Here is a 3,513-nt window from a genome sequence, read left to right as displayed (position 1 = left end):
ATAGAGAGTTATGTGTATCTTAATGCTGAACATTCTACCGTTAGTCAAATAGAAAATAACCCTGACTATACCTTTAAATATGTTTTAATCCCTAGTAATCGTATTGGCCAAAACAAATTAGATAGTACTAAAATGTCTTATGAGGAAGCTATGAAACATTTTGGTTTAGAAGAATAAATAATTGATTAAAAACCCAAGTTAAAAGCTTCGGTTTTTTTATGCCTTTTTATTGTGAAATGATTAGTATTGCAATCTCAATATCCAAACCATGATCTCTAGAAAAAACGCTTCCATCTCAAAATGTATTATCCACAAAGTGGGTAACAAGCACAACAATACTAAAAATGCCTTTTCTGAAAAAGAAGTCCATTTCGACGAAGCTAGTTATGAGCTGATGTTACCGTTTTTATTAAGACCTTTTGGCTCTGTAGTACAATCTTACCGTTTTAATCACCATGCCGATATTTCATTAAACGAAATAAACACCTATAGTTCTCAAATGTTTAACGAAGATGATGCCTTTATTGAAACCTCAAAACACATTGTAAAACATTTGTTCGAACAATCCAATTCGGCACAAATAAAAACTGGTGATGTTTTAATTGTGATGTTTGAAGGCATCGAATTCAATGAAATTACCACCAATGCGCTGGGCATTTTTAAAATTGAAAACAAAGTTAATTTCTTTCAAACCTATTTAGAAAACAACAGTTACGACGTGTTGGTTCAAAAAGGGATTAGTTCTAAAAAAGTAGATAAAGGGTGTTTAATTTTAAATCAAACAGATGCCGAAGGCCCAATTATTTTAAGTGCAGACAATAACAATTACGATGCACAATATTGGACCAATCATTTTTTAAACATTAAGTATGCCGATGATGCCAATAACCACACCCAACAATATATTGAGCTGTGTAAGGATTTTTCAGAAGACATTTTAAAAATTTCCTATGGCAATCAAGAACAAAATACCTTTTTAGCTAGGACCATCGATTTTTTTAAAGAAAATGAAACCATCAATGTGGAACGTTTTAAAGATGAAATCTTCGAGGAAGACAAACACAAAACTTTATTCGACGATTATAAAAAGAACTTCGAAAGCGAAAAAGATCTAGTTATTAGAAACCAATTTGATGTGGCTGAAGCCGTTGTAAAAAAGGAAAAGAAAAAAATTAAAACCGAAATTAAACTCGACACCAACATTCAAATAAAACTGGATATCGATGCGCCCGAAGCTTCCAGCGAATACCTAGAACGTGGTTACGACGATGAAAAAAAAATGCACTACTATAAGGTGTTCTTTAATGTAGAAGCTTAGCTATGAAAATAAAGGTTGACAGGTTTGTTATTGCCATCATTATTGTCATACTTATCGCTTACCTCTACCCTAATTTGGGCAGTAAACAAAGTGCTGTCCCCTTTGATTTAATTGGAACTATTGGCATTTCGTTAATATTCTTTTTTTACGGTTTAAAATTAAGTCCCGATAAAATTAAAAGCGGTTTAAAAAACTGGAAACTGCACCTAGTTGTGCAATTGACCACCTTTTTAATTTTCCCACTTATTATCATTGCTTTTAAACCTTTAATACTCACCGAAGAGTCGCAAACATTATGGCTTTCCTTTTTGTTTTTAGCAGCATTGCCGTCGACCGTATCCTCATCGGTGGTTATGGTTTCTATAGCAAAAGGCAATATTCCAGCAGCCATATTTAATGCCAGTATTTCTGGTTTAATGGGTATTATAATAACACCTCTTTGGATAGGCCTCTTTTTACAACATACCACCGGCGATTTTAATATAGAGTCCATTTATATTTCTCTCATTATCCAGATCTTAATTCCTGTAATTATAGGAATGCTTTTACAAAAATATTGGGGCAAGTTCGCCATAAAATATAAAAACCAACTGACGCTGTTCGATAAAACTATTATTTTACTTATTATTTATAAAAGCTTTGCCGAATCTTTTGATGAAGATATTTTTAGTTCGGTAAGCATTAGCGATTTACTCCTGCTTTTCACCATGGTAGTTGCTCTATTTTATGTGGTGTATTTCATTACTGGTTTTATCTCTAAAAAACTTCATTTTAATACTGAAGATCGGATAACTGCACAATTTTGCGGAACTAAAAAATCGCTAGTACACGGTACTGTTTTTGCTGAAATTTTATTTCCAAGTACGATGTCTATAGGCTTTATTTTGCTTCCTTTAATGGTTTTTCATGCGGTACAAATATTCATAGTTAGCATTATTGCTACACGTTTGGCTAAAAGAGAACAGCTTAATAAAGAAAGCACTCCATTATAAAGGAGTTATTTAATATGCTAACTCATCTTTTTCTACAAAATTGCTTGCCTTTTTGTTTCCTTACCAATAAAACAAGCTACTAAATTTTAAAAAAATAAGTTGCTCTAATTTTGTATTTTGGTTGAAAATATACTCCATGATTCAATCTTACAAGCAAAAATTAATTTTACAACACACTTACGATACTATAGTTATTGGATCTGGAATGGGCGGACTTGCAACTGCAGCGATTTTAGCTAAAGAAGGTCAGAAAATTTTGGTGTTAGAACGACATTATACCGCCGGCGGTTTTACACATGTTTTTAAACGTAAAGGCTATGAATGGGATGTGGGCATACATTATATAGGTGAAGTCCAAAGAGAAAACAGCATGATAAAAAAACTGTTCGATTACGTAAGTAATGGTGAATTGAAGTGGGCCGATATGGGGGATGTTTACGACCGAATAATCATTGGAGAAGAACAATACGATTTTGTAAAAGGTGTTAAAAACTTTAAAGAACAAATGATTGCTTATTTCCCCGAAGAAGAACAAGCCATAAACAACTACGTCGATTTGGTCTTTAAAGCTATTAAAACAAGTAAGAATTTTTATATGAGCAAAGCTATTTCTCCATTTTGGAATGCTTTGATTGGTAAATTTTTAAAGAAGCCATTTCACGAATTTTCGGATAAAACCACTTACCAAGCACTACGAGCGTTGACAGATAATGAGAAATTAATAAAAGTCCTTACGGGGCAATATGGCGATTATGGATTACCTCCTAAACAAAGTAGTTTTTCCATGCATGCATCTGTTGCCAGACATTATTTTGGCGGTGGAAACTTTCCTATTGGAGGCTCTTCGCAAATTGTTAAAACCATAGACCCAGTTATAGAATCGGCTGGAGGCACCATTTTAATTAGTGCCGAAGTTGAAAATATTATTATAGAAAAAAATAAGGCCATTGGTGTAAAGATGACAGACGGCAAGAAATTTCTAGCTAAAAACATAGTAAGTAGTGCTGGTATTATTACTACCTATAACAAATTATTACCTTCAAGTATTGTAAAAAAACATAAGCTACATAAGCATTTGAAAAAAGTAAAACCTTCGGTTGCACATGTTAGTTTATATATTGGACTAGAAGGTTCTCCTGAAGAACTACAAATTCCAAAAACAAATTATTGGATTTATCCAGCCGAAGGCGACCATGACACCTG

General features: G+C 33.1%; 3 protein-coding genes. All 3 read left to right on the top strand.

Going from position 1 to position 3,513, the window contains the following annotated elements:
- Nucleotides 1–268: 268 nt before the first annotated feature.
- Nucleotides 269–1,318 (top strand): nucleoid-associated protein, encoded by a 1,050-nt coding sequence (locus VKY47_RS13035; protein WP_324313250.1) that lies wholly within the window; start codon nt 269–271, stop codon nt 1,316–1,318.
- A gap of 2 nt (nt 1,319–1,320) precedes the next feature.
- Nucleotides 1,321–2,310 carry a bile acid:sodium symporter family protein gene (locus VKY47_RS13030; protein ID WP_324313249.1) on the top strand — a complete coding sequence of 330 codons (990 nt, stop codon included), beginning with the start codon at nt 1,321–1,323 and terminating at the stop codon, nt 2,308–2,310.
- A gap of 136 nt (nt 2,311–2,446) precedes the next feature.
- Nucleotides 2,447–3,513, top strand: a 1,067-nt coding sequence (locus VKY47_RS13025; RefSeq protein ID WP_324313248.1) for a phytoene desaturase family protein, incomplete at its 3' end; no start/stop codon positions are given.

The organism is Xanthomarina sp. (genome assembly GCF_035306705.1).
Classification (GTDB): domain Bacteria; phylum Bacteroidota; class Bacteroidia; order Flavobacteriales; family Flavobacteriaceae; genus Xanthomarina.
This window is presented reverse-complemented; position numbering and strand designations above follow the sequence as displayed.